The organism is Brevundimonas sp. SPF441 (genome assembly GCF_009661015.1).
GTDB classification, from domain to species: Bacteria; Pseudomonadota; Alphaproteobacteria; order Caulobacterales; family Caulobacteraceae; genus Brevundimonas; species Brevundimonas vesicularis.
Map to the genome: position 1 here is coordinate 35,012 of NZ_WJWX01000008.1, position 24,269 is coordinate 59,280.

A 24,269-nucleotide genomic window follows, 5' to 3' on the forward strand; every position below is an offset into this window, starting at 1 on the left:
ATTCTCATCACCGCCTCAGCGGCGGCCTCCGCCTGGCTGCGGCTTTCCCCGCCCCTTCTCGGCGCGGCGCGCGACATGGCGACGGCCGATAGGCTGGCCTATGCCCTGCAGGCGAATCTCCCGGTCTTCCTGTGGCTCGCGGGGTGTTTGAGGGTGGTGGCCAGCATCCGGTTCCGGTCCGACGCCGACCGGCCGGGTCCGCCGATGCGGCGCCCGGCGCCAGGCTCGCCCTACCCGCCGCCGTGCTACAGAACTCGCTTGAACAGACCGTTCTGGCGGTGAGCGCCCACCTGGTGCTCGCCACCGTGCTGCGCGGCGAGGAGATGATCCTGCTGCCGGTGTTGGTCCCTCTTTATCTGGTTGGTCGGGGTTTCTTCGCCCTGGGTTACGCGCAGGGCGCGGCGGCCCCGGCCTTCGGCATGGCGCTCACCGGCGCCTCCACGATTGCCGCCTTCGGCATCGCCGTCGTCCTGATGGGGCTGGGCCGATGATCCCTCCCCGCCCCAGATGCCTTTCACCCGCCGTTACGAGCTGACGCGATGCCCCTCCCCTCTCCCGCCTCGTCCGGGTTGCGCCCCATCGGCAAACTGGCCGCCGCCACGGGCGTCAAGGTTCCGACCATCCGCTTCTATGAAGAAATCGGCTTGCTTCCGCCGCCGCCGCGCACCGCCAGCGACCGGCGCATGTATGACGACGCGGCGGAGCGCCGCCTGTCATTCATCCGGCATGCCCGCCAGCTGGGCTTCGATCTGGATTCGATCCGCTCCTTGCTTGATCTGTCGGATCACCCCGATCGGCCCTGCGCCGAGGCCAGCACCCTGGCCGAACGTCATCTCGCCGATGTGAAACAGAAGATCGCCCGGCTCCGCGCCCTCCAGCGCGAACTGTCGCGGATGACGACGGAATGCGCCGGGGGCCGGGTCTCCGCCTGCAAGGTGATCGAGGCGTTGCACGATCCATCCGCGCCGCTTTGACCCTGTGGAAGATCCGGAAGGCGCAAAGACCCCGGAGCCATTAGCCCACCGCGACGTTTGGAGGCGATTGGCGGCTCCCGTCGCGGACCGCCCGTCCTTCTGGAGGATTTCGATGACGCATCGGCCGACCTCGCGACACGGCGACCAGACCCTGGCCCTGCTGACAGACCCTTATCGGCGCCTTTCCCACCTGTTCGAGCAGGCCGGCGCCGACGTCGTCGAGACCCGCCTGGCGCTGAAGGAGACGACCTGTCTGAGAGGCCGCGAGGCGGCGCGGATCTTCTATGACGAGACCCGCATCGTGCGGGCGGGCGCCATGCCGGCGCCGGTCCGCCGCACGCTGCTCGGCGAGGGCGGCGTCCAGGGGCTGGACGGCGAGGCCCACCGCGCCCGCAAGGGCGTGTTCATGTCCCTGATGTCGCCAGCCCGTGTCGCGCGACTGGGCGAACTGTTCGAAGCGGAGTGGCGGCGCGCGGCCGTCGAATGGGCCGGCGAGGACGACATCGTGCTGTATGACGCCTTGCAGCCGGTGCTAACGCGGGCCGTCTGCGCCTGGGCCGGCGTGCCGCTCGAGCCGCACGAAGAGGCGAAACGGGTCCGTCACCTGAGGGCGCTGTTCGACGCGGCGGGATCGCGGGGCCCCCGGCATCTGTGGTCGAGGCACGCGCGTCGCCGCGTCGACGCCTGGCTGGGCTCGATCATTGAAGACATTCGCGCCGGCCGTCTGTCGCCGGATCCGGACACGGCCGCCCACGCCTGGGCCTGGACCCGCGCCGCGGACGGCGAACCGTTGCCGATCCACACGGCGGCGGTCGAACTGGCCAATGTATTGCGGCCGACTGTCGCGACCTCGGTCTACATCGTGTTTGTGGCGCACGCGATGCAGGCTCACCCGGATGCGGCCCGTCTGGCCGACGCCGACGCCGGACGTCGCCGCGCCTTCGTCCAGGAAGTCCGACGCTTCTATCCGTTCTTCCCGGCAGTGATCGGGCGTGTGCGCGCGCCGTTTCGCTGGCGCGACCTGGTCTTCCCGGAGGGCCGTCAGGTGGTCCTCGACCTCTATGGCTCCAATCACGATCCCGCACACTGGACTGATCCCGAGGCGTTCCGGCCGGAGCGGTTCAGCGACGGCTCCGGAGATCCGTTCGGTCTCATCCCCCAGGGCGGTGGGGATGCGGCGACCGGTCACCGTTGCCCTGGCGAAGGGATCGTCGTGGAGCTGATGGAGCGCGCCGTCGGCCTGCTCGCCGACCTGAACTACCGGCTGCCGGATCAGGATCTGGAGATCGACTTCCGCCGCCTGCCGGCCCTCCCCGGAAGCGGGTTCCGAATGGAGACGCGCGACGCGGCCCTCAATGAGGGGGGCGCCTGATGCCGCTTCCTCGGGCTGGCCGGGGCCCTTCTCTCCCATCCACTCGCAGCAAAGGCTGACGCCATGAGCCGTTCGACGACCTCCTACGACCTGGTGATCATCGGCGGCGGGCCGGGCGGATACCCGTGTGCGATCCGGGCGAGCCAGCTCGGCCTGTCGGTGGCGGTCATCGACGACCGCGAACTGCTCGGGGGGACCTGCCTGAACATCGGGTGCATTCCGTCCAAGGCGCTGCTCCAGGCCACCGAGCGGCTGGAGATGGCGCGCAATCTCGAAGCGTTCGGCGTCATGGTAGACAATGTGCGGGCCGATCTTGACGGTGTCATGCGGCACAAGGGCAAGGTGGTGACCGAGCTTGGCGAAGGGGTCGCCTACCTCCTGCGCAAGCACAAGGTCGCCCGCTTCCAGGGCCGCGGGCGGCTGCTGGCGCGCGACCGGGTGGAGGTGCGCGCCGCGGACGGCGCTTTCGAGGTGCAGGCCAGCAAGGCGGTGGTCATCGCCAGCGGATCGGAAGCGGCGACCTTGCCCGACCTGCCCATCGACGAGCGGCGAATCGTCACCTCCGCCGGCGCCCTGAGCCTGACGGCGGCGCCGCGCCATCTGGCGGTGATCGGCGGCGGCTACGTCGGACTGGAGCTGGGGTCGGTCTGGCGTCGGCTCGGCAGCGAGGTCACGGTCATCGAGGTGCTCGACCGGATCGCCTCCGGCGTCGACTCGGAGATGTCGGCGGCGCTGCACAAGGTGCTCGAGGCCCAGGGCTTCCAGTTCTGCCTTGGGCATAAGGTGGTCGGATCGCGGATGGAGGGCGACGACGTCGTCCTCGACGTCGAGCCCATGGGCGATGGCGCGCGAGGAACCATCAAGGCCGATGTCGTGCTGGTCTCCATCGGCCGACGGCCCGCAACCGCCAGGCTCGATCTGGAAACGGTCGGCATTGCGCCCGACCGCAGGGGCTTTATTCCGGTGGACGAAGGGTTCCGGACCAGCGCCGACGGGGTCTACGCCATCGGCGACGTCATCGGCGGCGCCATGCTGGCCCACAAGGCGGAGGAGGAAGGGATCGCCCTGGCCGAACGCCTGGCGGGGGGCGCGGGCCATGTGGACTACGGAACGATTCCGGCGGTCGTCTATACCTGGCCGGAACTGGCTTCGGTCGGCCGCACCGAGGACGACCTCAAGGCGGCCGGCGTGGCCTACCGCGTGGGGCGCTTCCCCTTCTCCGCCAACGCCATGGCCAAGGCGCGTCTGGAGAAGAACGGTCTGGTCAAGGTTCTGGCCGACGCCGCGACGGACAAGATCCTCGGCGTGCACATCCTGGGCCCTGAGGCCGGCGGGTTGATCCATGAAGCGGTCGCCGCCATGCAGTTCGGCGCGGCGGCCGAGGATCTGGCGCGGACAAGCCACGCCCATCCGACCCTGCCGGAAGCCCTGCGCGAAGCCTGCCTGGCGGTAGCCGAGCGCACGATCCACCTCTGACGGCCGCGCGTTACGAAGTCTGACCCGACGGCAGCCGCGATCGCGGCCGCCTCTGCGGGCCCGGGCGCGTCCGCAGTTTAGACGCGACAGCGGCGTCGCTTGAATGCTATTGCGAGCCGCTCACAACTAGGTCTCCCATGCGTCCTCTGCTCCGTCTGCTCACCCTGCTGTTCGCCCTAGGGTTGGCCGCCCCGGCCCTCGCCCAGGCGCCGTCCGCCTCGGAGGCCCAGGTCGCCTGGCGGCTGCTGGATTATGTGGCGGTCGACTACGCCGGCGCAGTGGCCGACGGCGAGATCGTCAATCCGGCCGAATACGGCGAGATGATCGAGTTCAGCACCCAGATCCGGACGCGTCTGGACGCCCTGCCGGCCAACCCGGCCAAGGCCGCCCTGATGCGCGACGCAGAGGGCCTGCAGGCGGCCATCCGGGACAAGGCGGATCCGGCCGTCGTCGGCGCCCGGGCCAAGGCCCTGGCCGGCGCGGTGCTGACGGCCTATCCGAGCCCGCTGGCGCCCTCGTTCCCGCCCGACCTGGCCCGCGGCGCCGCCCTCTACGCCGAGCAGTGCGCGGTCTGCCACGGCGTGACCGGGCGCGCCGACGGCCCCGGCGCCGAAGGGCTCGATCCGCCGGCGATCGCCTTCGCCGACGTGGAGCGCGCGCGCCAGCGCAGCGTCTTCGGGCTGTATCAGGTGATCGACCAGGGGCTGGAGGGCACGGCGATGGCCAGCTTCTCGCACCTGCCGGCCGAGGACCGCTGGGCGCTGGCCTTCTATGTCGGCCGCTTCGCCTTCACCGACGCCGAAGCCGCCGAGGGCAAGCGCCTGTGGGACGGCGATCCGGCGGTCCGCGCGGCCTTTCCCGACCTGGCCGCCCTCACCCAGACCACGCCGGCCGAGCTGGCCACCCGCCTCGGCGAACCCCGGGCGCGGGCCCTGACCGCCTATCTGCGACGTCATCCCGAGGCCGCGGCGCGCCCGGCCGGATCGACGCTGACCCTGGCGCGGACGCGCCTGGCGGAGAGCGAGGCCGCCTATCGACGGGGCGATCGCAAGGCCGCCACCGACGCGGCGCTGTCCGCCTACCTCGACGGCGTCGAGCCGATCGAGCCGGCCCTCGGCGCCCGGGACAGCGCCCTGCTGCGCCGGGTCGAGACCGCCATGACCGAGCTGCGCGTCTCTATCAGCCGGGGTGCGCCCGCCCAGGAGGTCGCCGGTCGGGTCGCTCGTGCGAACGCCCTGCTGGACACGGCCGAGCGGGCCCTCGCGCCCCAGGAGGCGGACAATCTCGCCAGCTTCCTCGGCGCCTTCACCATCCTGCTGCGCGAAGGCCTAGAGGCCCTGCTCATCGTGGTGGCGATGATCGCCTTCCTCAGGAAGGCCGAACGGCCCGAGGTGCTGCGCTACGTCCACGGCGGCTGGGTCGCCGCGCTGGTCGCCGGCGGGGCTACCTGGGCGGCCGCGACCTTCTTCATCTCCATCAGCGGCGCCAGCCGGGAACTGACCGAAGGGTTCGGTTCGCTTCTGGCCGCCGTCGTGCTCGTCTCGGTGGGCATCTGGATGCACGGTAAGTCGCACGCCGACGCCTGGCAGACCTATATCCGCGACAAGCTCTCCCATGCGCTGTCGAAACGGTCGGCCTGGTTCCTATTCCTGCTGTCCTTCGTGGTGGTCTACCGGGAGGTGTTCGAGACCATCCTGTTCTATGCGGCGATCTGGAGCCAGGGCGGCCACCTCGGCATGCTGGCCGGCGCCCTGACGGCGGTGGTCATCCTGGCCGTGGTTGCCTGGGCCCTGCTGGCCTACAGCAAGCGCCTGCCGATCGGCCGGTTCTTCTCCCTGAGCTCGATCCTTATGGCCATCCTGTCGGTTGTCCTCGTCGGGAAGGGGGTGGCGGCGCTGCAGGAGGCGGGCTGGCTCGACGTCCATCCGCTGGCCTGGATCCCCCGTATCGAGATCCTCGGCCTCTACCCGACGGTCGAAGGCGTCGCCGTTCAGCTGCTGACGATCGCTATCCTCGTGGTCGGCTTCTCCCGGCATGCGGCACCGAAGGGCGCGCGGCCGGCGGACATCGGCTAGGGCCGCCAGCCCTTCAGCGAACTTCCGCCCCGCCGGGGGCCGCATGGGCAGGCGCCGGCTTCCGGTTCTGAAACCGCCCTCCGCCCCCGGAGTCCGCAGGCCGGGGAGACGGTCTTATCGGACGATGGGTTTGCCTCCGGCGGGCAGCACATCGGGCTCTTTCGTTGGAATGTCGTCGCTTGCGGGATCAAGAACCTCCGGCACGTTGCCTCCGCCATCCCCGGCTGAAGCAGTCGATAATCCGCTCGCCGTTTTCTAAAGCGAGGCGCGGCTTACAGGTGCGGTCGGGAGGCGCCCGGCCCGTCGTGGACGGGGCGTGATCGGCGCAGGCGCACATCCGGAGCCTTGGCCGGCGTGACGGGGGTGCGGCGGCGTTTCTCCAGCCAGGTCTGCACCTCCGACAGATCCCAGACCACGCATCGCGGCGTCAGCCGGAAGCGTCTGGGGAACTCCCCGCGCTGCTCCATCTCCCAGATGGTGCTGTCTGCGAGCGGCACCATCTGGCGCAGTTCCGGTTTCTTGATCGTCCGTGGCAGGGGCGAATGGGTCTGTCCCATGATGCATCTCCTCGTTCGGGTCGATTCGAACCGAAAGATGCCGCAGGGAAAACACGCAGGCCCGCGGTGTTGGTCTTAGCGGATCGGACAGAAGACGCGCCGCCTCGGACCATCCCAGACCGCGACCGCAGTTTCGTCGTGCTGGGCGGCGTCGAAGGTTTCACTGAAGCAGTGGTTGCTAAACCGGACATCGATCTTCACGCCGTTCGGACGCGACTGGGTGGCCATCTCCAGCACGAAGGGCTCGAGATGGTCGAACGCGAGCGTCTGCCCCGCGACTTCCAGCGGCGGAAAATACGGCCCGGCCATGGCCTACAGTCCCAACAGGTCCGGCGACCGCTTGCGCAGTCCCGGCCGGACGGCCGTGCGCTTGGTGGCGGCAGCCTTATCCCGCGCGTCGATCATGTCCTTGTCCCTGCATTTTCTGCTGGCATCCCGACGCATTTCAAAATTTCGGATCAAAACGCGGTGCGCTGACCTCTGACACGGTCAGAACCGGCGTGTAGGCGCGGCCCGCTTCCCAGGCGTCCACGGCGTTCGACCATTCCTGCGCCATGTGGCGGCGCTGGGTCTCGAACTCCGCCTTGTTGTAGACGCCTCGCGAAGATCGCTCTTCGTGAGCGAGCCCTTTCTCGATCCAGTCCGAGTTGAAGCCCATCTCGTGCAGCAGGGTCGAGGCCGTCCGCCGCAGGTCGTGCACGGTGAAGGGCTCGAGCGGAAGGTTACCCTTTCCGGCCCTTTCAGCGATCGCACTGGTGACGCGGTTGAAAGTCGCCCGCGACATCGGCGCATCGGCGTCATAGCGCGACGGCAGGATGTATTTCGAGTTGCCGGCGCAGGTCTTCAGAGCGACCAGGATGTCGAGCATCTGGGTGGAGAGGTAGACGTTGTGAGGGCGTGAGCGCTTCATGCGCGCAGCCGGGATCGACCAGACCGCATTGTCGAAATCCACCTCGGTCCACACCCCGTCCTGAAGTTCGCTCTTCCGAACCATGCTGAGGAGGATGAACTTCAAGCCGAGCCTGATGGTCGGCAGGGTCGCGACCTCACCCAGGAGCATCAGCATGATCCGGATTTCGGCTGGGGTGAGTGAGCGATCGCGCGGCCGGAAGGTGGCGATCGAAGCCGGACCCACGTCATCCGCAGGATTGTCGATCTTCTCGCCGTGGAGGATGGCCCAGCCGTAGATTTGTTTGACGATATCCCGGACATGGATCGCCGTGGCGGGCGCCCCGCGATCCACAATCGCCTTGCAGTGGGCCCGCAGATCGTCGGGTGTGATCTCGCTCAGCAGGCGGTTCTTCCACTTCGGCAGGATGTCCCGATTGAAAATCGCCCGGCGCATGTCGCGGGTGCTGTCCGCCATCGGCGCGCGGTCCATCCAGCCCTGGGCGACCTGTGCGAAATCGTGAGCTTCCTTCAGGCGACGTTTGGCGCGCTGCTTTTCAACCGCGGGCGACACCCCGTCCGCGATCGCCTTCTTCACCTCGATCAGCCGCTCACGGGCTTGGGCCAGCGTCAATCCGGCGCTGCCGTAACGCCCGAGCGTCAAGGTCTCTCGACGGCCGTTGAACCGATAGTCGTAGCGGAATGAGATTGCGCCGCCCGTCGAGACATAGACGTACATGCCGTCCCTGTCGGTACTCTTGTAAGCCCTTGCTTTCGGTCGCAAATTCTTCAGCGCAGTGTCGGTAAGCACGGTATAATCGCCTCTCTCCGTCGGTCCTCGAAATCGGTCCCGCCAAGACGGCTTTTTCTCATTCATCTCAATGACTTGCTGGAAATGAATACCGTCAGACCGCGGCCCGATGTCAGGACGGTATGAGCCCGAGTCCGCCAGATCAATGCAGCGGCGTACCGTCGGCCAGTCCGACAAAACGAAAAAAGACCCTCCGAATGGCTCCGAAGGGTCTCGACAGAATTCACAATGTTGTCAGGCCTTTAGAGGCCGCTTCGGAAGCGATACCGAATGCTGCCGAAGGGTCGGGACTATTCCCACTCGATGGTCCCCGGCGGCTTGGACGTTACGTCGTAGACGACGCGGTTGACGCCGCGGACCTCGTTGATGATGCGGGTGGCAGTCTTGGCCAGGACGTCCCAGGGGAACTGGTAGAAGTCGGCGGTCATGCCGTCGGTGGAGGAGACGGCGCGAAGGGCCAAAACCTTTTCATAGGTGCGGGCGTCGCCCATGACGCCGACTGTCTTGACCGGCAGCAGCACGGCGAAAGCCTGCCAGATCTTGTCGTAGAGACCCGCCTTGCGGATTTCATCCAGATAGATGGCGTCGGCCTGTTGCAGGGTCTCGACGGCGTCCGGCGTGATCTCGCCGGGGATACGGATGGCCAGGCCCGGTCCGGGGAACGGGTGGCGGCCGACGAAGGCGTCGCTGAGCCCCAGTTCGCGGCCCAGGGCGCGAACCTCGTCCTTGAACAGTTCGCGCAGGGGCTCGACCAGTTTGAGTTTCATATAGTCCGGCAGGCCGCCGACGTTGTGGTGGCTCTTGATGACGTGGGCCTTGCCGCTGGACGAGGAGACGCTCTCGATCACGTCTGGATAGAGGGTGCCTTGCGCCAGGAATTCGGCGCCCTCGATCTTGGCGGATTCGCGATCGAACACCTCGATGAACAGCCGGCCGATGGTCTTGCGCTTGGTTTCGGGGTCGGAAATCCCGGCCAGTTCGCCGAGAAATTCCTTTGACGCATCAACATGCACCAGCGGGATGTTGTAGTGTTCCCGGAACAGGGTGGTGACCTGGGTCGCCTCGTCCTTCCTCAACAGGCCGGTGTCGACCAAGACGCAGGTCAGCTGATCCCCGATGGCCTCATGGATCAGGACGGCCGCTACGGAGGAGTCCACGCCGCCGGACAGGCCGCAGATCACCTTGGCGTCGCCAACCTGTTCGCGGATCTGGGCGATCTTCTCGTCGCGATAGGCGGCCATGGTCCAGTCGCCCTTCAAGCCCGCGATGCCGTGGGTGAAGTTCTTCAGCATCTGATGGCCGCGCGGGGTGTGCATCACCTCGGGGTGAAACTGCACGCCGTAGAAGCGACGGGTCTCGTCAGCGATGACCGCATAGGGCGACCCCTCGGACGAGGCGACCACGTCGAAGCCTTGCGGAATGGCCACGATCTTGTCGCCGTGGCTCATCCAGACCTCTTCGTTCTCGCTGACGGGGGCCAGGTCGGCCAGCAGGGGCGACGTCTTCTGAACCGTGATCTCTGCGCGGCCGAACTCGCGCGTGTGGCCGCCCTCGACCTTGCCGCCCAACTGCTCGCACATCGTCATCTCGCCGTAACAGATGCCCAGCACCGGCACGCCGGCCTCGAACACGCCCTGCGGCGCGCGGGGACTGCCCTCTTCATGCACGCTCTCGGGACCGCCCGACAGGATGATGGCCGCCGGGTTCATGGCCGTCAGAGCCGCTTCCGCCTTCTGGAACGGATGGATCTCGCAATAGACGCTGGCCTCGCGCAGGCGCCGCGCGATCAGTTGCGTCACCTGGCTTCCGAAGTCGACGATGAGGACCTTTTGGTGGTCTTGCGGCGTGGTCATGGCGTGATCGAATCCGGGGCAGGAAGATGGGCGCGGTCTTGGCGGGGTGGGGCCGATATTTCAAGGGCGGGAAGCTCAAGAGCGGCGGGGCCGTCGACCTCCAGCACGGCGATCAGCCGATCCAGGGCAACGGCCAGGTTCTCGTCGACATGATGCAGGGTCGAGGTCCAGTCCTCCAAAGCCTTCAACTCGGCGCGACCGTCCGACACGCCGCGTAAGGCGATCAGAGGCACACCGAAGGTCTGGGCGGCGCGGACCAGGGCCCAGGTCTCCATGTCCACCATCTCGGCGTCGATGGCGTCATAGGCGGCTCCGGACACGACGTTCGCTCCGGTCGACAGGGTCGCCGTCGGCACGCCGGGGATCGGGCACGGCAAAGGCAGGACGGCGGGCTGGTCCAACAGGGGCGTCACGCCCTTCGGAAAACCGAGCGGGCTGGCGTCCATGTCGCGATAGGCGACGGACGAGGCCTGATAGACCGCCGCATGATCCAGCACCCGCGATCCGCACGAGCCCAGCGATACGATCAGATCCGGCAGATCGCCCGCCGCCTCCAGCCGCGCCAGGGCGGCGCCCAGGCTCACGGCGGCCTCGACCGGACCGACGCCGGTCATCAGCGGCGCGATCCGGGCCTGAAGGTGCAGGCCGAATTCAGCAGGCGCGGCCATGACGTAGAGCAGCGAAACTCCGCCATGCCGCGCCAGCTTCATGCCGCGCGCTCGTAGATGGCGGCGAAGAAGCCGTCAGTGTCGGCCGAGGCTGGCGACAGCCGAAGGCGCGCCCCGGACGCCAGGTCGGAGAACTTCGCCTGCGCCGCCTGGCTCAGTTGCGGCGCCGACAGGACATCGGTGACGGCGACCGGGCGGAAGTCGGGATTGGCGGCCTCAAACGCGTCCACGCTGGCCTCGTTCTCGCGCGCCAGCATCGAACAGGTGACATAGACCAGACGGCCGCCCGGCTTCACCAGCTTGGTCGCCTGGCTCAAAATACGCACCTGTAGGCCGTGCAGCTTTTCGACCTCCTCGGCCGTCAGCCGCCAGGCATCCTCGGGCCGACGACGCCAGGTGCCGGACCCCGAACAGGGCGCATCGACGAAGACCAGATCGGCCTGCCCGTTCAGGTCTTCCAGGCCGCCGCCATTCTGACCGATCAGGACCAGCTCCGCCTCGACGCCCGCGCGCTGCAGGCGAGGACGGATGTTCTCCAGCCGTTTGTTGACGACGTCCGAGGCGACCAGCTTGCCTTGCGCCTTCATCGCCTGGGCTAGACCCAGCGTTTTGCCGCCGCCGCCGGCGCAGTAATCCACCACCGTCATGCCGGGTGCAGCGCCCGCCAGCCAGCAGACGACCTGGCTGCCTTCGTCCTGGATTTCGAAGCGGCCGGCCTTGAAGCCTTCCAGCGCCTGGATGTTGGGTGGCGGTTCCGACGGCACGCGCAGGCCGACGGCCGACCAGGGCGTGCGCGAAACGTCCAGACCAGCGGCTTTCAGCTCGGCCTCGACCTCATCGACCGTGGCGGCCGCATCGTTGACGCGCAGGTCGATCGGCGCGCGCGGCGCCATCAGGGCGTGAGCTTCCTCGGCCCAGCGATCGCCGAAGGTGGCCTTGAAATCCTCGACCACGAACTCGGGCAGGCCGGCGGCGACCCAGCCCGGCAGTTCGCCCTGCCCCGCCGTGATGCGGCTGCGCTCCTGTTTGGACAGCGGGCGCGGGCCATAGCCGTCGCCCGAATGCAGGGCCTCGATCTCTTCCAGCGAAAGACCGTCGATGGCGTGCAGCGAACCGATGACCAGGGCCCGACCGTCCTCGCGCCCACCCATGATCCACGACAGGCGTCCGCGCGCGCGCAGCACCTTATAGACCCGGTCGGCGATGGCGCGCCGGTCCTTGGACCCGGCGTAGCGGTTGGCCGTGCCCCAGGCCTTCATGACGGCCTCGGCCGGTTGGCGACCCTGGGCGATGGAGTCCAGGACGGAGGCGGCGGCGGCGAGGCGAGCGGCTGGGGTCAAGTCAGGCTTTCAAACGAAGAACAGGGACGCCAGGACCATGACCAGTCCCGCAAGCGAGACCACCCAGACCAGCGACCGGATATAGGGAACGCCGAAGGCGTAGAGCGGCACATAGACCACCCGCGCCCAGAAATAGAGCGCCGCGCCCCACACCGTCAGGGCGCTGGACGCGCCGATGACATGGGCGATCAGCACCGCGCCGATGAACAGCGGCAGGGTTTCGTACAGATTGGCCTGGGCGCGTTCGAGACGGCCGGTCAGCGGCTTCTTGGCCTCCGGCGTCTCGTCGCGCGGACCCGCATTCCATTTCGAGCCGAACTCGGCCGTCCGCGCCCCGGCGGGCAGGAAGATCTGAACCAGGGCCAGGATCAGCGTCAGGGCCAGATAGGTGAGTTCGGTCGTCATGGTCGCCTACCCTTGCCGATAGTTGGGCGCTTCACGCGTGATCATCACGTCGTGGACGTGGCTTTCACGCAGACCCGCCCCGGTGATGCGCACGAACCGGGCGCGCTCCTGGAACTCCGGAATGGTGCCGGCGCCGACATAGCCCATGGAGGCGCGAAGCCCGCCGACCATCTGGTGCAGGACCGGGCTGATCGGGCCCTTATAGGGCGTCTGACCCTCGATGCCCTCGGGCACCAGCTTCTCGGACGAGACTTCCTTCTGGAAGTATCGATCCGCCGAGCCGCGCGCCATGGCCCCGACCGAGCCCATGCCACGATACGACTTGTAGCTGCGGCCCTGGTACAGGAAGACCTCGCCGGGGCTTTCGTCGGTGCCGGCGAACATCGAGCCCATCATGGCCACGTTGGCCCCGGCCGCGATGGCCTTGGCCAGGTCGCCCGAATATTTGATGCCCCCGTCGGCGATGACCGAGGCGCCCGTGCCCCTGGCCGCGCGCGCGGAGTCCATCACCGCCGTCAGCTGCGGCACGCCCACGCCCGCGACGATGCGGGTGGTGCAGATGGAGCCGGGACCGATGCCCACCTTCACCGCATCCGCGCCTGCGTCGATCAGGGCCCGCGTCGCATCATAGGTCGCGACATTGCCGGCGATGATCTGCAGCCGGTTGTTCTCGCGCTTGATCCGCTCGACCACCTGGGCGACCGAGGCCGAGTGACCGTGGGCGGTGTCGATCACCACCACGTCGCAACCCGCTTCGGCCAGCGCCATCGCGCGCTCGTATCCGGCGTCGCCGACGGTGGAGGCTGCGCCGACCAGCAGGCGGCCCTGCTCGTCCTTGGCGGCGTTGGGGAAGGCCTGGGCCTTCTCGATGTCCTTCATGGTGATCAGGCCGACAGCCCGATAATCCTCGTCCACCACGATGACGCGTTCGATCTTGCGGGTCTTCAGCAACTCGCGCGCCTCGTCGCGGCTGGCGCCTTCGCGGACCGTGATCAGGTCGCCCGTGGTCATCAGCGAGGCGGCGGTGACGTTCAGGTCGCTCTCGAAGCGCATGTCGCGGTGGGTCAGCATCCCAACCAGCTTGCCCGTCGCCGGATCCACGACGGGGAAGCCGGTGATCTTCTTGCGCGCGACGATCTCGCGCACTTCGCCCAGCGTCGTCTTCGGGCCGACGGTCACCGGGTTGACCACCATCCCGCTCTCATAGCGTTTGACGGCGCGGACCTCGTCGGCCTGCTCCTCGATGGTCATGTTGCGGTGCAGAACGCCCAGACCGCCGGACTGGGCCATGGCGATGGCCAGACGGCTCTCCGTCACCGTGTCCATGGCGGACGACAGCAGCGGGATGTTCAGTTTGATGTCGCGCGTCAGCTGGGTCGAGACATCGACCATCGCCGGCATGAACTCGGATGCGCCGGGTTCCAGCAAAACATCGTCGAAGGTCAGTCCTTCGCGTATCTCCATAGGGAGTCTCCGTTTTGCGGGCCGCGTATAACGGGATGCGGGGGTCGGGGGCAAGGCCGATTGCGGTTATAGGCCTGATAGATTTTATTGCTTTGCAACCCGCAGGGCCGCTCACCATTCTCTCCGCATGGTCGGCGTCATCCTCAGCACCGCGCGCAAACTGGCTCTGAAGATCGCCAGCTATGGCGTCATGCACCTGATCGTCGCCATTCTGGTCGCCTTCGCGATCACCCGCGACTGGCGCACCGCCCTGGCCGTCGGCATGGTCGAGCCGATCTTTCAGACCATCGCCTACACCGTCCACGACCGCGTCTGGCATAAGGTCGAGCGGCGTCGCATGGCCTCCAATATCGAGGAGGCGACAGAGGCCTTCACCGCCCGCCTCGACATCATGTCGCCCGAGGAACAGCGCCGCTCGCACGACGCCCATCACGGCCACAGCCACACCCTGCCCCGGTCGTTCAAACAGATCGCGCTGAAGACCGTCACCTACGGCGTCATGCATTTCGCCGTGGCGGTCGCCGTGGCCTACGCCCTGACCAACGACATCCGTACGGCGCTGACCATCGGCATGGTCGAGCCTCTGGTGCAGACGCTCTTCTTCGCCCTGCACGACCGCATCTGGTCGCGCCTGGAAGATCGCAGAGCCCGCGCGAGCACAGCCGCCGCCTGACGCGTCAGCGCTTGTTCAGCGCGACCAGAAACACCTCGGCGCTGTCCTTCCGGCTCGACGCCGGCTTGACGTATTTCACCGTCTCGAACTCCTCGCGCAGCCGCGCCAGAACGCCGCCGGCGTCTCCGCCCTGGAAGTTCTTGGAGACGAAGTTTCCGCCGGGCCGCAACGTGCGGATGGCGAAGTCAGCGGCGATCTCGATCAGGGCGATGATCTTCAAATGGTCCGTCTGGCGATGTCCGACTGTATTGTGCGCCATGTCCGACAGCACCAGGTCCGGCGCCCCGCCGATGGCGTCGATCAACTGCTGGTCCACGCCCGGATGGGTGAAGTCGGCCTGAAGCAGGGTCGCACCCGGGATCGGCGCGATCATCAGCAGGTCCACGCCCGCCACCGCGCCCGCACCCCGGTTCAAGGCTACCTGAACCCAGCCGCCCGGCGCCGCGCCCAGGTCGATGACCTTTGACCCGCGCTTGATCAGCCGGAACTTGTCATCGATCTCGATCAGCTTGAACGCCGCGCGCGAGCGCCAGCCCTCGGCCCGCGCTTTTTCGGACCATTTGTCCGACAGCTGGCGTTTGATCCATTGCTGGCTCGACATCGACTTGGTGTCGGCCGTCTTCATCTTGGTGCCCATGCCGCGTCCGGCGGCGGTCCCGCCGGTGGGCGGTTTCACCATCCGGCGGCGCTCTTGGGGCTTTTCGTCTTCGCTCATCGTTCCCACATAGCCCCGACCGGCGTTGCGGGCTATGTCCCGCCTCAAATCAACCCAAAGAGGACGACCGACATGGCCGACACCCTGACCTTCACCCTGGACACCGGCGACGGCGAAGCCCGCGACGTGGTCATCAAGCTGCGCCCCGACCTGGCTCCCGGCCACGTCGAACGCATCACCGAACTGGCCAAGGAAGGCTTCTACGACGGCGTGGTCTTCCACCGCGTGATCCCGGGCTTCATGGCCCAGGGCGGCGATCCGACCGGCACTGGCACCTCGGGCTCAAAGAAGCCGAACCTGAAGGCCGAGTTCTCGGCCGAGCCGCATGTGCGCGGCGTCTGCTCGATGGCCCGTACCTCGGACCCCAACAGCGCCAACTCGCAGTTCTTCATCGTCTTCGACGACGCCACCTTCCTGGATCGCCAGTACACCGTCTGGGGCCAGGTCGAATCGGGCATGGAACACGTCGACGCCCTGCCCAAGGGCGAGCCGCCGCGCAGCCCCGGCAAGATCGTAAAGGCGACGGTCAACTAAAGCTAAAGCGGCAGATTTGGACTTCGTCCAATTCGGATTAGATTTCGCGCAACGAGAATGTGCGCAATCTTGACGTTTCTCGATGATGGCTTTCAGTTGCAACGCTGAGCCATCGTCGGGGGACGACATTGCGCATTCTTCTGGTCATCGAGCCGTCCGGCGGCGGCTCGGGGCGTCACGTGGTCGATCTGGCCCGCGCCCTGATCGGAAGCGGCCATCAGGTGTCCCTGATCTGGTCGCCGGGCCGAGCCGAGCCCTGGTTTCCGGCCGCGGTCGCCGCCCTTGCCCCCCACGCCCATGAACGACTGCCGATGCGCCGCAGCGTCGGACCGTGGGACGTCGCCGCCCTTCACGCCCTGAACCGACTGATCGCCAGCCTCGGCCCGTTCGAGATCGTTCACGGCCACAGCGCCAAGGCCGGCGCCCTGGTCCGCCTGGCCCACGCGCCCGGCGCCGCCAAGATCTACACCCCGCACGCCCTGCCGATGATGGGCCCGGCCAGCCTGGCGACGATCAGCGCCGGCGCGGCTGAGGCGCTGTTGGCCCGGTCCGGCGACGCCACCATCGCCGTCTCTGAGGAAGAAGCCGCCGTCGCCCGTCGCTGGCGGCTCGGCGGAAACCGCTTGCACATCGTTCCCAACGGCCTGGCCGCGCCGCCCGCTAACGAGCGTCTCGCAGCCCGCCAAGCCCTCGGCGTTCCCAACGACGCTCTGGTCATCGGCTTCGTTGGCCGGTTCTGCACCCAGAAAGACCCCGTTCGATTCGCCAACGCCGTCCGCCGGGCGAACGCCATCGATCCGCGCATCATCGGCGTCATGATCGGCGATGGCGATCTGGCCTCGTCGGTCAGAACCGCCGGCGGCGACGCCCTACGTGTGCTGGGCGCACGCGACGCCGGGCCTTTGATGGCGGGCTTCGATCTGTTCGCCATGACCAGCCGTTACGAGGCCGATTCCTACGCCATGATCGAGGCGGCCGCCCTGGGCCTGCCGATCGTCTGCACCGACATCGGCGGGATCGGGCGTCTGATCCAGGCCGGCGCGCGCATCGACCGCCTGCCCGTCGACGCCTCGCCCGATCATCTGGCCGAGGCGATGCGCACCGCGCTGGCCAGCCGCGTCGTTCCCCTGCCGATTGCGCCGGGCCTGCTGTCCGCCTCACGCATGGCCGAACAGACCGTCCAGATCTACCGCGACGCCTTCGCCCGCCGACGCTTGGGTGGCTGATCTTGTCTTCATCAACGGCCGCTTCCTGACCCAGCCCATGAGCGGGGTTCAGCGCTATGCGCGTGAGATCGTCCGCGCCCTGGACCAGCGCCCCGGCGCCGCCGACCGCTGCGTCCTGTTGATGCCCCCCGGCGCCGATAGGCTGAACCTGCTCAATATCCCGATCCGCACGATCGGGCGCGCTGGCGGCCATCTTTGGGAACAGACCGCCCTGGCCTGGACCGCGCGCCACGGCCGCCTGCTGTCGTTAGGGGGTTCGGGTCCGGTGCGGCATCGGCGGCAGATCGTCATCATCCACGACGCCGCCGTCTTTCGTCATCCTGAGCATTTCCGAACCGGCTACGCCGCCTTTCACCGCACCCTGAACAGGACTCTGGCGCGCCGTGCGCGGCTGGCGACCGTCTCCGCGTTTTCACGGCGAGAGTTGGCCTCGGTCCTGAACCTGTCGCCCGAAAGCATTGCTGTCGCCCCGAACAGCGCCGACCATCTTCGCAACATCACGCCCGACCCCGCCGTCATCGAGCGCCTCGATCTGACGATGCGCCCCTACTTCGTGGCCCTGGGTAATCTGACGCCGAACAAGAATCTCGCCGTCGCAATCCGCGCCCTCTCCCGTCTTGCCGACCCTGCCGTTCGGCTGGTCCTCATCGGCGACCAACCCGCCGTCTTCGACCGTTCCGCCTTTGCGGCCGACCCGCGCCTGATCTTCGCCGGCCGTCGCTCGGACGCCGAGATCGCCGCCCTGCTCGGCGGCGCGCAGGCGCTCGTCTTTCCCAGCCTCTATGAAGGCTTCGGCATCCCGCCGCTGGAGGCGATGACACTCGGCTGTCCGGTCATCGCCTCCGACATCCCCGCCACGCGCGAGGTCTGCGCCGACGCCGCCCTCTACTTCGACCCTGCCGACGACGCAGCCCTGGCCGCCCATATGTCGGAGTTGTTCAGCCGACCGGATGTCGCCCGTCGCGACGCCGGCCTTCGCCGCGCCGATCGTTACGCTTGGTCATGCTCGGCCGAAATCATCGAAGACCTTCTGCTCAGCACCTGACGATAGACGGCCCTGTGGGCCTCGACGATCGACGCCTCGGTCCAGGCCAACGCTCCAACCGCCGCGAAACGCCAGCGTCCCGGCTGGTCCACAGCCGCCTGCATCGCCGCCGTCAGCGCGCCTGCATCCCCCGGTTCCACTAGGGCTGACATGCTCGCCCCCTGCGCCGCCTCCGGCAAGCCGCCGATGCGCGATACGATCACGCCCCGTCCCTGCTGAACCACCTCCACGACGCTGCGTCCGAACGGCTCGGCCCACACCGCCGGCGCAACCAGCACATCCACTCTGAGCCAGAACGCTTCCGCCTCCACCTGCCCCAGCCAGACGATGCGCGGATCATCATACGCCCGCCTCAACGCCTGCACGTAATCCGCCTCGCCCCGACCGCCGATCATCAGCCTCCAGTCGCCAACCAACCCTCTCGTCGCCGCCAGCAGAACCTCGATCCCCTTTTCCGGTTCGATCCGCCCCAGAAACCCGAACCGCATCGTCGGCGCCTCGGCCAGCGATGGTCTTGGCGCGATCGCCGCCGCGACCGCTGCATTGCCGATCACCGACCCCGGCGTCCGCCGAAAATAGCCCGCCGCCCGATGCGTCTCCAGCACAGGCCCGCTCAGGCCGATGACATGATCTACTCCTTGCGACCGCGCCCGCTTGCCCGCCGTCAGCAAAACACACGACCCACATCGCCGCTCGCAACGCCGTCCGCGTCGAAACAGCGACGCCCGCGCGCACAGCATCGACCAGTCCCTCAGCGTCTGCACCAGCGGCAGATCCCGCCGCGCCGCCGCGCGATAGACTGACAGTGAAAACCCCGTCGTCAGGTGCAGATGGATCAGATCCGGCCGCACCCGCGCGACCGCCCGATCCACCGCCTGATCCATCAGCGGATTGGCCGCCTCCAGCCCATGCCAGACCGCCCGCCGAATCGCCGATCGCCGCGCGCCCTCATAGGGCCAGTCCAGGTTTCGCAACGGCAGACGCTGCACGGGCACGCCGTCGATCCGTTCGTTCACCGCCTCGCGCCCCGGCGTCAGCGTCAGCACGGACGCCTCCACGCCCGCCCGTCTCAGCCCCTGGGCCAACTGCGCCACGCTGCGTTCCGCCCCGCCGACCTGCGCCGGCGGATACAGGGTGTTGACGATCAGCACCCTCACGGCGCCAGCGGCCTTCGCCAAGCCAAGGCGCCGACCAGACAGCACAGGAAGACCGTCCCCGCCCCCTGCGTCAGGTCCTCTCCGAACATCGCCGCCAGCACATAGACCGACAGCGGCGTCAGCGCGTCCAGCCGCGCCGCCGACGCCAGATGCATCCCCAGCAGCACCAGCGCGCTCACCACGCCCGCCGTCCGCGCCGTGAACAGATAGCCGTTGTGGCTGACCGACAGCGCCCGGAACGCCCCCATCTCGTCCGCCGACGACCAGCCCGTCCCCATCGGCCGCTCCACGATCAGATCCACCGTCCGCCGCCAAGTCAGCATCCGTCCGGCCAGATTGTCTTGCAGCGCCCCTCTGTCGAACCGTCCCGCAAACCGGCCGCCGTCGAGGTCGAACCGTCCCTCTTGCAAAGCCACTGCGCCCGCCGCCAGCACAAAGACCGTCAGCGCCACCCCCAGCGGCCGCACCCGTTCACGCCAACGCCAACCGACGACCATCCGCGCCAGCCCCGCCAGTATCGCCGCCATCATGCCGCCCCGCGACAGGGTGCTGACAAACCCCAGAACCGCCACGCCGACGCCGCCCCACGTGGTGCCGCGCCGCGCCCAGCGCCGTCCCGCCAGCATCACGCCTACCGGGACCGCCAATCCGATCATCACCATCGCCGCATTCGGATGCTCGGCCAGGGTCGTCAGGCGCACCTGTGCGGCCGTCGTGGTCAGCATCGCGCGCGGCGACGCGAGCCCCAAGGCCTGCAAAGGCTCCAATCCCACCAGCGTCACCAGCCCGTAGGTCGCCAGGTGACACGCCGCGCCCGCCAGCAAGGCCCATAGGAACAGCCGCCGCCGTCGCTCGTCCATCAGGATCAGGCTCGCCGCCGCCGGCGCCGCTAGCGCCGAGGCGATCCATCGAAACCAGAAGGCCGCATCCCCGACGTTCAGCCGATCGCCGCCCTGCGCGACCTGCACCAGCAGCGTCATCGCCAAGAATCCAGGCGCGACCACGCAAGCCGCCCTCAGAACCGGCGCCATGCTTCGCCACGTCACACCTACCAGCGGCAAGGCGACTATCAGCGCCAGATCCCCCAGCCGGGGCCCGCTGACCTGCCCCGGCGTCAGAAACAGCGGCAAGGTCACGCCCAGGCCCAGCAGACCCAACGCCACCCGCTCATAGGCCGCGCGCACCTGCGACCACCGCAGCGTTCCACGCCGCGATGCGCTCAGGACGGCCTGCAATGCTCGACCTCGGGATCGAACCGCGCCCCGTCCACCACGCCGGCGACCAGCACCCCGGCCTTTCGCCAGCGTCCGCCCAGCGCCAGCCGCCCCGCCAGCCTCAACCGCGATGCAGCATAGCGCAGCGCCGAGCGCCGTCCCTCGTGCCGCCGCTTGGCCAGGATGACGTTGCGCGTCAGATAGCGATGCAGCCGCTCGCGCCGCGCATCCGGCTCGGTCTCGATGGTCAGCCGTCCCGGCGCCGCGCGCACATGCTCGACGCGGCTGGCCGCGACCAGATAGCCCGGCCCCTCGCGCGACAGCCGCAGCGTATATTCCGTGTCGTCGCCCCATATGAACATGGGCGCCAGCGGCAGGCCGTGCCGCATCACCGCCGCCCGACTGACCAGAACCGAGACGAAGGTCGCCTGCCGCACCGGCGCCATCCCCTGCTCCAGCCGCTCGCCCCAGGCCGGATAGCCCAGCACATTCTCGCGTCGGTCGATCTCGGGCGTGTTGGTCAGATGCCCCTCAGGCGACCTGACGCTGGAACACAGGAAGGCCGGAACGACGCCCTCAACCGCCAGCTCCGCTTCCGCCGCCAGCAAGGCCTCGAGCGCATCCGGTGCCGCCAGCACGTCGTCGTCCATCAGCCAGACCCGGTCAGCCCCCGCCTCGATCGCCGCGCGGATACCGGCATTGAAGCCGCCCGCCCCGCCCGTGTTCACCGGCATCCGCACCACCATCGCCTGACCCGCCCAGGCGTCGGCCAGCATCTCGGCGGTGCCGTCGTCGCTGGCGTTGTCGACCACCACCACACCGTCGCAATGGCGCGTCTGGGCGATCAGATGCGCCAGACATTGCTCCAGCAGGGCGCGCCGGTTCCAAGTCACCACCACCGCCCAGACCGACGTGCTCATGCCGCCATCCGGGCGATGGCCGGCGCCAGCGACTTCTCGACCAGGCTGAGCGCCCGCCCGACCGCCTGGTCCATGTTGTAGTACTGAAAATCGGCCAGCCGCCCGGCGAACCAGACCTTGCCCGCCAGCGTCGCCGCCATCTCGCGATATTGCCCCGCCAACGTTCGCGACGCCTCCGTCAGGATTGGATAATAGGGGTCGTTCACGCCCGCCTCATGAGCCATCGGATATTCGGTCACCGTCGCCGTCGTCGGCCCGCGCTCGCCGGTCAGGTGGCGGAAATCGGTGATGCGCGTGAAGTCGAAGTCGTTGGGATAGTTGACTGTCCCGACCGGCAGGCCGTCCTCGACATCCACGACCTGATGGTCGAACCGCACGCTGCGATAGGGCAAGGCCCCGACCGACCGGCCGAAATAGTCGTCCAGCGCGCCGCAATAGACCATCCGGTCCCACGACTCCGCCCCCACCTGATCCATCGGCGTGTTCAGCGACACTGTGATGTTCGGATGGTCCAGCATCCGCTCAAACAGCGGCCCATAGCCGTCGCGCGGCATGGCCTGATAGCGGTCGACGAAATAGCGGTCGTCCCGGCTGACCGCGATCGGCACCCGCGCGGTGACCGAGGCGTCCAGCGCCTCGACCGGCAGCCCCCATTGTTTGGCGGTGTATCCGGCGAACACCTTGTCGAAGACATAGCCGCCCAGCAGCCTCAGATCCGCATCGTCGCCCGCCTGTCGCAGGTCATGAATGCTGGGCCGCGCCCCGAAACCGAACCGCTTGACCAGGGCGTGCGTCATCCGCTCGGCCATCGCGGCGGGAAACAGCGTCTCGATCGAATCCAGATTGAACGGCAGCGGCACCTGTCGCCCGTCCACCTGCCCTTGGACCCGATGGGCATAGGGTCGCCAGGCCGTGAACTGGCTCAGATAGTCGAAGATGCGCGCGCTGTTGGTGTGGAACACGTGCGGGCCATAGGGATGGATCAGCCGCCCGCCCGCATCGCGCCGGTCGTGCGCATTGCCGCCGACATGGTCGCGCTGATCGATCACCAGCACGCTCTGATCCAGCCCGCGCGCCAGTCGTTCGGCGACCACCGCCCCGGTGAAACCGGCGCCGACGATCAGCCAGTCATATCGCCGGCACATCGCGCCTCCCGCCGGTCTGGAACAACGCGCCCCAATGCGCCCTCAACCCGATTAGACACGCCACGACCACCGCCGCCTCGCCGATGATCCGCGCGCCCGCCATGCCGACCGCGCCAAGGCCGGGCGCCAGCACCACCGCCGGCCCCAGCGTCGCGACACAGCCCAGCGCCACGATCAGCGCGAACCGTCCATCCATCCGCAGCGGGTTCATCATATGCAGCCCCAGCACCTGGCTGACGGCCACCAGCGGCAACACCCAAGCCAGAAGTCGCAGCACCTCGACGGCGCCCGCAAACCCCGGCCCGAACAACAGTCTGATCAGCAGCGGCGCCGCCAGCGTCAGTCCCGCCGCCAGCAGCACGAACGCCCCCGTCGATGCCGCCAGCGTCCACCGCGCCGTGCGATACGCCGCTGCCTGATCCTGTCCCAGCAGTCCGGCGATCCGGGGCGCAATCAGACCGGCCAGCGGCCGCATCAGCGATCCGGACGCCGCGATCAGCCGGTCCGCCGCCCCGTACAGCGCCGCCTGCGCCGGCCCGGCCAGCGCCGCTACGACCAGAACGCCCGCCCCCGTATAGGCGACGATGACCGCTCGACTGGCGAACAGCGGCCCGCCCTGGATCAGGACGCGTCGCACAAAGCCCCGCTCCGGCGCCTGAACCCTCTGCCGTCGCAACAACAGGATGCCGGTCGCGACCCATCCGGCCCAGACGCCGCCCGCCTGAACGGCCATCACGCCGCCCACGCTCAGGCCGGGCATCGCCAGAACGACCCCCGTCGCGGCCAAGGCGAAGCCAACCTCCAGCATCGCCGCCGGACCGGGATCGCGAATGCCCTGAAAGAACCACAGCAGGCTGGCCCCCTGCCCGATCCCCAGCACGACCGCCATGGCCACGACGCCGCTCGCGCCTTCCAGAACCGGATTCAAGGCCGCCAGACCCACGCCGACCGCAGCGGCGGGCAGGATCAGCACGCCGCGCATCGCCAGGGCTTGGCCCACCAGGACGCCGCGCCCTTCGACGGCTCCGGCGATGTCACGCGGCCCCGACAGCGACTGCCCGTAATCGACCACCACCGACACCACCAAGGCCAGGGCGATGGCCGAGGCGAACACACCGAACCCGTCCAACCCCAGTCGTCGTGTCAGAACCGGATAGAGCAGCAGCGGCGAGACATAACGGGCGACGTGCGCGCCATAGACCCAGCCCGCATCGGCCGCGCCGCGCGCCGACATCAATCGGTGCCTGCCGTCCCCCAACTGCCGCCCCCGCGATCAACCCTGGCGCGAGCTTTAGACACGCAACGTCGCAATCGCAAGCGCGGGGCAGTCGGGCGGCTTAGCCGAAACGGCCCTCGGCCCATCGCGCGGCGAAATAGCCGCCGGTCGCCGACAGCGTCGTCAGCACCGTGCCCCAGATCAGATCGATGATCGTCAGCTTGGTCTGCCACACCGCCAGCGTCGCCTGATTGGTCAGGTCGTAGGTGGCGTAGGCGACGAAGCCCAGCACCGCCCCGTTGATCGCCGCCCGGGTCCAGTTCCCCTCCTTCAGGGCCGGGGCGATCGCCAGGAACACGGTCCCGGCGATGGAGATCAGATAGAAGGCCACCGCCGCCTTCATGTCCGGCTTGTCGGCCATGATCGGCCCGATGACGGGCTTATACAGCCGGTTCGTCATGGTGGTCAGCCAGACGAAATCGATGGCTGCAAAGGTCAGGCCGGCCCCGAGATAGGCCGCGACATATTTGATCATCCCCGT

The 24,269-nt window shown here is 68.2% G+C and carries 24 protein-coding genes; 9 read left to right on the forward strand and 15 right to left on the reverse strand.

All coding sequences use genetic code 11. The annotated features are described in order from the left end of the window. Nucleotides 1–143: 143 nt before the first annotated feature. From GGC30_RS06770 to GGC30_RS06790, 5 genes are all read left to right on the forward strand, one after another. Nucleotides 144–491: an MAPEG family protein gene (locus tag GGC30_RS06770; RefSeq protein ID WP_153923203.1), complete on the forward strand. Its 348-nt coding sequence runs from the start codon at nucleotides 144–146 to the stop codon at nucleotides 489–491. A 78-nt stretch (nucleotides 492–569) separates the two neighbouring features. Beyond that, complete coding sequence (locus tag GGC30_RS06775) at nucleotides 570–974, forward strand: helix-turn-helix domain-containing protein (protein WP_008263014.1); 405 nt, start codon at nucleotides 570–572, stop codon at nucleotides 972–974. A 112-nt stretch (nucleotides 975–1,086) separates the two neighbouring features. Next, complete coding sequence (locus tag GGC30_RS06780; protein ID WP_008261169.1) at nucleotides 1,087–2,346, forward strand: cytochrome P450; 1,260 nt, start codon at nucleotides 1,087–1,089, stop codon at nucleotides 2,344–2,346. Nucleotides 2,347–2,409: 63 nt separating this feature from the next. After that, complete coding sequence (gene lpdA / locus GGC30_RS06785) at nucleotides 2,410–3,822, forward strand: dihydrolipoyl dehydrogenase (protein ID WP_008259848.1); 1,413 nt, start codon at nucleotides 2,410–2,412, stop codon at nucleotides 3,820–3,822. A gap of 137 nt (nucleotides 3,823–3,959) precedes the next feature. After that, nucleotides 3,960–5,897: a cytochrome c/FTR1 family iron permease gene (locus GGC30_RS06790; protein WP_153923204.1), complete on the forward strand. Its 1,938-nt coding sequence runs from the start codon at nucleotides 3,960–3,962 to the stop codon at nucleotides 5,895–5,897. A 272-nt stretch (nucleotides 5,898–6,169) separates the two neighbouring features. On the opposite strand, the gene GGC30_RS06795 is transcribed toward GGC30_RS06790, so the two are convergent. The 8 genes from GGC30_RS06795 to guaB all read right to left on the reverse strand — a co-directional run bounded on the left by GGC30_RS06795 (nucleotide 6,170) and on the right by guaB (nucleotide 13,883). Then, entirely contained in the window at nucleotides 6,170–6,454 is a 285-nt protein-coding gene (locus GGC30_RS06795) for an AlpA family transcriptional regulator (RefSeq protein WP_008260373.1), read from the reverse strand. Between the two features lie 75 nt (nucleotides 6,455–6,529). Further along, nucleotides 6,530–6,763 carry a hypothetical protein gene (locus tag GGC30_RS06800; RefSeq protein ID WP_228763642.1) on the reverse strand — a complete coding sequence of 78 codons (234 nt, stop codon included), beginning with the start codon at nucleotides 6,761–6,763 and terminating at the stop codon, nucleotides 6,530–6,532. A 136-nt stretch (nucleotides 6,764–6,899) separates the two neighbouring features. Then, a complete protein-coding gene (locus tag GGC30_RS06805; protein ID WP_040349340.1) occupies nucleotides 6,900–8,153 on the reverse strand; it encodes a tyrosine-type recombinase/integrase in 1,254 nt (417 codons plus the stop codon). 290 nt (nucleotides 8,154–8,443) lie between these two features. After that, nucleotides 8,444–10,006: a glutamine-hydrolyzing GMP synthase gene (guaA, locus tag GGC30_RS06810; RefSeq protein WP_153923205.1), complete on the reverse strand. Its 1,563-nt coding sequence runs from the start codon at nucleotides 10,004–10,006 to the stop codon at nucleotides 8,444–8,446. Further along, on the reverse strand, nucleotides 10,003–10,716 hold the full coding sequence (locus GGC30_RS06815; RefSeq protein ID WP_153923206.1) for a 5'-methylthioadenosine/S-adenosylhomocysteine nucleosidase: 714 nt from the start codon (nucleotides 10,714–10,716) through the stop codon (nucleotides 10,003–10,005). The genes guaA and GGC30_RS06815 overlap by 4 nt, the downstream gene beginning before the upstream one ends. Further along, entirely contained in the window at nucleotides 10,713–12,014 is a 1,302-nt protein-coding gene (locus tag GGC30_RS06820) for an RsmB/NOP family class I SAM-dependent RNA methyltransferase (protein WP_153923207.1), read from the reverse strand. The genes GGC30_RS06815 and GGC30_RS06820 overlap by 4 nt, the downstream gene beginning before the upstream one ends. Nucleotides 12,015–12,023: 9 nt before the next feature. Continuing rightward, the gene (locus tag GGC30_RS06825) at nucleotides 12,024–12,419 is read right to left on the reverse strand and encodes an MAPEG family protein (RefSeq protein ID WP_066626054.1); all 396 of its coding nucleotides are present in this window, start codon (nucleotides 12,417–12,419) and stop codon (nucleotides 12,024–12,026) included. A 6-nt stretch (nucleotides 12,420–12,425) separates the two neighbouring features. Continuing rightward, on the reverse strand, nucleotides 12,426–13,883 hold the full coding sequence (guaB, locus tag GGC30_RS06830; RefSeq protein WP_153923208.1) for an IMP dehydrogenase: 1,458 nt from the start codon (nucleotides 13,881–13,883) through the stop codon (nucleotides 12,426–12,428). 127 nt (nucleotides 13,884–14,010) lie between these two features. On the opposite strand from guaB, the gene GGC30_RS06835 reads away from it, so the two are divergent. After that, entirely contained in the window at nucleotides 14,011–14,556 is a 546-nt protein-coding gene (locus GGC30_RS06835; protein WP_153923209.1) for a DUF2061 domain-containing protein, read from the forward strand. A 4-nt stretch (nucleotides 14,557–14,560) separates the two neighbouring features. Here the strand turns inward: GGC30_RS06835 and GGC30_RS06840 are convergent, their stop codons facing one another. Further along, complete coding sequence (locus GGC30_RS06840; RefSeq protein WP_055753232.1) at nucleotides 14,561–15,271, reverse strand: RlmE family RNA methyltransferase; 711 nt, start codon at nucleotides 15,269–15,271, stop codon at nucleotides 14,561–14,563. A gap of 72 nt (nucleotides 15,272–15,343) precedes the next feature. Here GGC30_RS06840 and GGC30_RS06845 point away from each other — a divergent pair, with 72 nt between their 5' ends. From GGC30_RS06845 to GGC30_RS16755, 3 genes are all read left to right on the forward strand, one after another. Next, entirely contained in the window at nucleotides 15,344–15,805 is a 462-nt protein-coding gene (locus tag GGC30_RS06845; protein ID WP_017504078.1) for a peptidylprolyl isomerase, read from the forward strand. Between the two features lie 128 nt (nucleotides 15,806–15,933). Then, nucleotides 15,934–17,031, forward strand: a complete 1,098-nt coding sequence (locus GGC30_RS06850) for a glycosyltransferase family 4 protein (RefSeq protein WP_153923210.1) — start codon at nucleotides 15,934–15,936, stop codon at nucleotides 17,029–17,031. Next, entirely contained in the window at nucleotides 17,024–18,076 is a 1,053-nt protein-coding gene (locus GGC30_RS16755; RefSeq protein WP_153923211.1) for a glycosyltransferase family 1 protein, read from the forward strand. The genes GGC30_RS06850 and GGC30_RS16755 overlap by 8 nt, the downstream gene beginning before the upstream one ends. Here the strand turns inward: GGC30_RS16755 and GGC30_RS06860 are convergent. From GGC30_RS06860 to GGC30_RS06885, 6 genes are all read right to left on the reverse strand, one after another. Next, nucleotides 18,022–19,254 carry a glycosyltransferase gene (locus GGC30_RS06860; RefSeq protein ID WP_194943541.1) on the reverse strand — a complete coding sequence of 411 codons (1,233 nt, stop codon included), beginning with the start codon at nucleotides 19,252–19,254 and terminating at the stop codon, nucleotides 18,022–18,024. The two genes, GGC30_RS16755 and GGC30_RS06860, sit on opposite strands and share 55 nt — an antisense overlap. After that, complete coding sequence (locus GGC30_RS16760; RefSeq protein ID WP_194943542.1) at nucleotides 19,230–20,417, reverse strand: O-antigen ligase family protein; 1,188 nt, start codon at nucleotides 20,415–20,417, stop codon at nucleotides 19,230–19,232. The genes GGC30_RS06860 and GGC30_RS16760 overlap by 25 nt, the downstream gene beginning before the upstream one ends. A gap of 35 nt (nucleotides 20,418–20,452) precedes the next feature. Continuing rightward, nucleotides 20,453–21,367, reverse strand: coding sequence for a glycosyltransferase (locus GGC30_RS06870; RefSeq protein ID WP_153923214.1), 915 nt, complete (start codon nucleotides 21,365–21,367; stop codon nucleotides 20,453–20,455). Next, nucleotides 21,364–22,512, reverse strand: coding sequence for a UDP-galactopyranose mutase (gene glf, locus GGC30_RS06875; RefSeq protein WP_153923215.1), 1,149 nt, complete (start codon nucleotides 22,510–22,512; stop codon nucleotides 21,364–21,366). The genes GGC30_RS06870 and glf overlap by 4 nt, the downstream gene beginning before the upstream one ends. After that, nucleotides 22,496–23,746: an oligosaccharide flippase family protein gene (locus tag GGC30_RS06880; RefSeq protein ID WP_153923216.1), complete on the reverse strand. Its 1,251-nt coding sequence runs from the start codon at nucleotides 23,744–23,746 to the stop codon at nucleotides 22,496–22,498. Before GGC30_RS06880 ends, glf begins: the two co-directional genes overlap by 17 nt. A 103-nt stretch (nucleotides 23,747–23,849) precedes the next feature. Continuing rightward, nucleotides 23,850–24,263: a DUF2177 family protein gene (locus GGC30_RS06885; protein WP_153923217.1), complete on the reverse strand. Its 414-nt coding sequence runs from the start codon at nucleotides 24,261–24,263 to the stop codon at nucleotides 23,850–23,852. Nucleotides 24,264–24,269: the final 6 nt, after the last annotated feature.

Excerpts from the sequence above, each read along its gene's own strand:
- GGC30_RS06780 (WP_008261169.1), top strand. The coding sequence starts at position 1,087 with ATGACGCATCGGCCGACCTCGCGACACGGCGACCAGACCCTGGCCCTG.
- lpdA (WP_008259848.1), top strand. The coding sequence starts at position 2,410 with ATGAGCCGTTCGACGACCTCCTACGACCTGGTGATCATCGGCGGCGGG.
- GGC30_RS06790 (WP_153923204.1), top strand. The coding sequence starts at position 3,960 with ATGCGTCCTCTGCTCCGTCTGCTCACCCTGCTGTTCGCCCTAGGGTTG.
- GGC30_RS06795 (WP_008260373.1), bottom strand. The coding sequence starts at position 6,454 with ATGGGACAGACCCATTCGCCCCTGCCACGGACGATCAAGAAACCGGAA.
- GGC30_RS06800 (WP_228763642.1), bottom strand. The coding sequence starts at position 6,763 with ATGGCCGGGCCGTATTTTCCGCCGCTGGAAGTCGCGGGGCAGACGCTC.
- guaA (WP_153923205.1), bottom strand. The coding sequence starts at position 10,006 with ATGACCACGCCGCAAGACCACCAAAAGGTCCTCATCGTCGACTTCGGA.
- GGC30_RS06815 (WP_153923206.1), bottom strand. The coding sequence starts at position 10,716 with ATGAAGCTGGCGCGGCATGGCGGAGTTTCGCTGCTCTACGTCATGGCC.
- GGC30_RS06825 (WP_066626054.1), bottom strand. The coding sequence starts at position 12,419 with ATGACGACCGAACTCACCTATCTGGCCCTGACGCTGATCCTGGCCCTG.
- guaB (WP_153923208.1), bottom strand. The coding sequence starts at position 13,883 with ATGGAGATACGCGAAGGACTGACCTTCGACGATGTTTTGCTGGAACCC.
- GGC30_RS06835 (WP_153923209.1), top strand. The coding sequence starts at position 14,011 with ATGGTCGGCGTCATCCTCAGCACCGCGCGCAAACTGGCTCTGAAGATC.
- GGC30_RS06840 (WP_055753232.1), bottom strand. The coding sequence starts at position 15,271 with ATGAGCGAAGACGAAAAGCCCCAAGAGCGCCGCCGGATGGTGAAACCG.
- GGC30_RS06845 (WP_017504078.1), top strand. The coding sequence starts at position 15,344 with ATGGCCGACACCCTGACCTTCACCCTGGACACCGGCGACGGCGAAGCC.
- GGC30_RS06870 (WP_153923214.1), bottom strand. The coding sequence starts at position 21,367 with ATGAGCACGTCGGTCTGGGCGGTGGTGGTGACTTGGAACCGGCGCGCC.
- glf (WP_153923215.1), bottom strand. The coding sequence starts at position 22,512 with ATGTGCCGGCGATATGACTGGCTGATCGTCGGCGCCGGTTTCACCGGG.
- GGC30_RS06880 (WP_153923216.1), bottom strand. The coding sequence starts at position 23,746 with ATGTCGGCGCGCGGCGCGGCCGATGCGGGCTGGGTCTATGGCGCGCAC.
- GGC30_RS06885 (WP_153923217.1), bottom strand. The coding sequence starts at position 24,263 with ATGATCAAATATGTCGCGGCCTATCTCGGGGCCGGCCTGACCTTTGCA.